Genomic DNA, 946 nt, shown 5'->3' on the forward strand with positions numbered 1-946 from the left:
ACCAGCCCCACGCGCCGCACCGGCGCGCGCGCGGGCAACGGCACGCGCGCGATCTTCATCCCGGCGCGCCACATCGGGGCCCAGTCCGGTAGCAGGGCCACGCCGAGGTCCCGCCCCACGAGCGCCGCGACGGCCATGAGGCTGTCGATCTCCAGCCGCTGCCGCACGCGGATGCCGTGGTCGCGCAGATAGCGATCGGCGAGCTGACCGCCGAGCACCGAGCGGTCGTAGCGGATGAACGGTTCGGTCGCCAGCAGTTCGTGCGCATCGCGATGCGCCAGGGCCTCGGACGTCACCACCACCAGCGGCTCTTCGAGCAGCGTCTCGAAGCGGCAGCCCTTGCCGACGGCGAACTGCGGCTCGACGACGATGGCCGCATCGAGCGCGCCGCCCGCGACCTGCCGGCACAGCTCCACCGAACCGCCGGGCGCCACGAACACCGAGAGCTCAGGAAAGCGCGCGTAGAGGCGTTCGAGCACCGGCGGCAGCACACCGGTCAGCGCCGAGATGAACACGCCCAGCCGCAGCTCGCCGAGCGAGACGCCGCCGCTGGTTGCCGCGCGAAGATCGCGCACGTCGCGCAGCACGTTGCGCGCGCGCTCGAGCATCTTCAGGCCTGCTTCGGTGGGGCGCACGGAACGGCCGGCGCGCTGCACCAGCGGCACGCCGACGTCGTCTTCGAGGGCCCTGACCCGCGCTGCGATCGCGGCCGGCGTGAGGTCGAGCCGGCGCGCCGCCTCAGCCATCGAGCCCAGTTCGACCACGGCGACGAAGCTTTGCAGGTATCGCGTATCCATGCGCGCGAATGTACGCGCGCCTCGTTGGTGTTCTGCCCTGCGAATAGCGGCACAAAATGAAACGGATGCATTTCGCGTCATGGCAAGGCGCAAACCGCAGCGATACCCGTAGGTATCGCGAGGATTTGCAACGCCGCCATGGCGCGAAA

General features: G+C 70.4%; 1 protein-coding gene. It reads right to left on the minus strand.

Annotated features, from left to right (window positions below; all coding sequences use genetic code 11):
- A partial coding sequence (locus VTU_RS0121630) for a LysR family transcriptional regulator (protein WP_010108752.1) occupies window positions 1-797 on the minus strand: 797 nt, incomplete at its 3' end.
- Between the last annotated feature and the right edge of the window lie 149 nt (window positions 798-946).

The organism is Verminephrobacter aporrectodeae subsp. tuberculatae At4 (genome assembly GCF_000193225.1).
Taxonomy (GTDB): Bacteria; Pseudomonadota; Gammaproteobacteria; order Burkholderiales; family Burkholderiaceae_C; genus Acidovorax; species Acidovorax aporrectodeae.